Origin of the sequence: Rhodococcus sp. BS-15 (genome assembly GCF_000813105.1) — a bacterium.
Classification (GTDB): Bacteria; Actinomycetota; Actinomycetes; order Mycobacteriales; family Mycobacteriaceae; genus Rhodococcoides.
Genome location: NZ_BAOX01000403.1, coordinates 1 through 3414, shown reverse-complemented (window position 1 = coordinate 3414; position 3414 = coordinate 1). Strand labels below are relative to the sequence as shown.

The 3414-nt window shown below is 66.7% G+C and carries 3 protein-coding genes and 2 pseudogenes; 4 read left to right on the top strand and 1 reads right to left on the bottom strand.

The annotated features are described in order from the left end of the window. Together RHBS_RS29320 and RHBS_RS29315 are read left to right on the top strand one after the other, a co-directional pair. Window positions 1-365, top strand: a pseudogene (locus tag RHBS_RS29320) (hypothetical protein); the annotation flags it as partial. Further along, the gene (locus tag RHBS_RS29315; protein ID WP_187298638.1) at window positions 362-637 is read left to right on the top strand and encodes a hypothetical protein; all 276 of its coding nucleotides are present in this window, start codon (window positions 362-364) and stop codon (window positions 635-637) included. The pseudogene RHBS_RS29320 and the gene RHBS_RS29315, both read left to right, overlap by 4 nt. Here the strand turns inward: RHBS_RS29315 and RHBS_RS25800 are convergent. After that, window positions 584-1804 carry a glycosyltransferase family 4 protein gene (locus RHBS_RS25800; RefSeq protein ID WP_128646816.1) on the bottom strand — a complete coding sequence of 407 codons (1221 nt, stop codon included), beginning with the start codon at window positions 1802-1804 and terminating at the stop codon, window positions 584-586. The genes RHBS_RS29315 and RHBS_RS25800 overlap by 54 nt on opposite strands. A gap of 82 nt (window positions 1805-1886) precedes the next feature. Between RHBS_RS25800 and RHBS_RS25795 the strand changes: the two genes are divergently transcribed. Continuing rightward, on the top strand, window positions 1887-2657 hold the full coding sequence (locus RHBS_RS25795) for a class I SAM-dependent methyltransferase (RefSeq protein WP_237669726.1): 771 nt from the start codon (window positions 1887-1889) through the stop codon (window positions 2655-2657). A gap of 9 nt (window positions 2658-2666) precedes the next feature. After that, a pseudogene (locus RHBS_RS25790) lies at window positions 2667-3414 on the top strand (ROK family protein); the annotation flags it as partial.

The following is a 3414-nucleotide window of genomic DNA, read 5'->3' as shown; positions in this document are numbered from 1 at the left end:
CCGCGCTGAGCGCGGTCCAGCGCACCCGATTCGGTAGCGCCGTTGCAATATCGGCCCTGCTGATCGCACTACCCGACCTGGGCTGGGGCGTCGGGAATTCGATGCGGCCCGTGGCGTACCCGGCGTCCTGGCAGGCGGTCGCAGCCGAACTGCAGGGCAGCGACGGCGATGTCGCGGTACTACCGGCCGGGATGTTCCGCCGCTTCCCTTACAGCGGCAGTGCTCCCGTTCTCGATCCCGCGCCGCGCATGCTGCCACTGGACGTACTGCAGACCGGCGAGCTCATCGTCGCGGGCGGCACGGTGCGGGGTGAAGGGCGCGCGCGACGGAGGTCCAGAATGCCCTGCTCGCAGGCGAATCCATGAACGTGATCGCACAGCTGGGTGTCGGCTGGGTACTGGTGGAGAACACCACCCCCGGCGAGCTCGGCGAATCCGAGCAAACACTGAATCCCCTGGACATCGCATACTCCGACGACCAGCTCACGCTCTACCGAGTACCCGATCCCGTGCTCACCGAAAGCCGGCCGGCGGCAGCCGTCGTCGTTGCCCACCTCGCGTGGGCACTGCTGCTTCTCGGGGGACTAGCGGTAGGACTGCTGGGCCGAATCCGAGTGCTGCGCACCCACCAGACCTGACGACCACGAACCACGCGTCGTCGCGTCGAGCACCGAGTAGACACCTTCTGCGCACTGCTCCCAGGAGAATTCCGCCGCACGTACTCGCGCCTTCTCACCCAGACGAGTTCGGGCCTCTGCGTCGAGCAGCAGTTCCGACACTGCCGTAGTCAACCCCGAGACGTGGCGGTCCTCGTCGCCGACCGACAGACCCCCCACCAACACCCCGGTGACGCCGTCGATGATCGAATCGGTGAGCCCCTTGGAGCTTCGATAGCCGACGGTCGGCACGCCGTGCTGAGCCGCCTCGACGACTGCGAGGCCCCAGCCCTCTTTACGGGAGGGCATCACGTGCACCCAGGACCGACCGAGCAGCTCGTGCTTGCGCTCCTCATCGACATGCCCGTGGAAGGTGACGTAATGCTCGATGCCCAGTTCGCTCACGTAGTCGCGGAGGTTCTGCTCCCACCAGCCGCCTCCGATGACATCGAGGTGGATGTCGGGAATCCGACCGCACAGCGCCGCGACGACATCGAGAGCGTCCTCGATCTGCTTGTGCGGAACCAGCCTGGACAGCACGGTCAGTGACGGATACGGGGTACGGGTGCTCTCGTCGCCCTCCGGCACCGACTGCGGGATCTCGTCGGCACCGTTGCGCACCACGGCGATGCGCTCTCGATCGACGCCGAGAGCGACCAACTCGTCCGCAGACGGCAACGACACGGTCAGGTACTGATTGCGGCGGTGCACTCGGGGAGACACCGTCGATTCCAGCCACCAACCGAGCTTGGCCATCATCGGACCGGCGACGGGCCACTGCTCGCGGTGGCAATGGTGCACCAGCAACGTCACCGGGACGCCGAGTGCAGCTCGAGAGAAGAAAGGAATGCCGTTCTGGGTGTCGATCACCGCATCGGGAGCAATGCCTTTGAGTGGGCCGAATCCGAGCCGTCCGGCGGCAATGGCGGCCAATGCGCGGGGATACACCGACAGGCGCCCACCACCGCGACTGATGCGAATGCCGTCGACGATCTCCTCGGCAGGAGCACCGGGGTACGACGCCGTCCTCAGCGTGACGCGGACGCCGCGGCGGGCCAGACCTGCACCCACCTGTTCGAGGTATCGCTCGCTGCCGCCGCCCTGCGGGTGCCCGGTATCGCGCCAGCACAGCAACAGAACCTCGCGCACAGCTCGCTTCACCCAATTTCCGCATGCTCGTCTCGACCTCAGTCGATTACCGCTGCCACAGTAACCGCTAGGGTTCGTTTTCGTGACTTCCGCCGTGACACGTCTGTTCGCCTCTCGCGCGACACTGCGCCGCTCGGTGACGCTGCTGAAGGACTTCGGGCACGAGCAGAGCGCTCCGGACATCTTCTACGGGGCCCTGGCCCGAGATTCCGTGGAGCTGATCGGCGACCTGTACCGAGGTCTGACCGGCATCGACATGTCTGCGGCGACGGTACTGGACGTGGGCGGCGGACCCGGATACTTCGCCGAGGTGTTCGGGGCGAGCTGCGCGCGTTACCTGCCCGTCGAACCCGATGCATCGGAGATGCACGCAGCAGGCCTGCAGATACCCGGTTCGGTGCGCGGCTCCGGGATGGCTCTGCCGTTTCGCGACGACAGCGTGGACATCTGCTTCTCCTCGAACGTCGCCGAGCACGTACGCGAGCCGTGGACCATGGCCGAGGAGATGCTGCGGGTCACCAAGCCCGGCGGTTTGACGGTGCTCTCGTACACCATCTGGTTCGGTCCGTTCGGTGGCCACGAGACCCGGCCCTGGCACTATCTCGGCGGCGAATACGCCGCCCGACGGTACGCCCGCACCACCGGTCACGAACCGAAGAACCGATTCGGTGAATCACTGTTCGACATCAGCGCAGCAGACGGATTGCGTTGGGCACGAAGCACTCCCAACGCAGCACTGCTGGCCGCGTTCCCGCGTTACCACCCGCGCTGGGCCTGGTGGATGATGCGCGTTCCGGTACTCCGCGAATTCCTCGGCAGCAACCTCGTCCTCGTACTGAAACCAACTGGATAGTCTGGACCGATGACGGCACTCGCACTCGACATCGGCGGCACCAAGATGACAGCGGCACTCGTCGGTAGCGACGGGCGTCCCCAGAACCCGGTAACGGTGCCCACTCCCGTGTCCGACGTGTGGGCTGCGTGCGTACCGCTGCTTCGAGACATCGCCGCCGGAAAGCACATCGATCGCATCGGCGTCGCGTGCTCCGGTCCGGTTGATCTCGAGACCGGATCGGTTGCGCCGATCAACATCGACGAGTGGAAGAACGGCTTCGCGCTGCGCGACCACATCGCCGAGATCTTCCCCGACGCCGATATTCGCCTCGCGATGGACGGCAGCGCAGCGGCACTGGGTGAACATCGCTTCGGTGCCGCTGTCGAGGTACCGGACGTGCTGAGCCTGGTGGTGTCCACCGGCATCGGTGGCGGATTGGTGCTGGGCGGGAAGATCGTCGCTGGTGCCAGCGGAAACGCCGGGCACATCGGCCACATCGTTGTGCCGGGATCGACGACGCCCTGTGCGTGCGGCGGCATCGGATGCGTCGAGACCGTGTCGAGTGGGCCGTCCGCTGTGCGGTGGGCTCGCGAGCAGGGCTGGACCGGCAGCACCGGAACCGAGCTTGCCGCCGACGCCACCGCGGGGCGAGCCGGTCGCGATCACCTCGTTGCAACGCGCCCGGAGTTGCCCTGGGACAGGCCATCGCTTCCGCCGTGGCCCTGGTGGATGTGCGGCATGGTGGTGATCGGCGGGCGGGTTTCGCGTCGGCGGG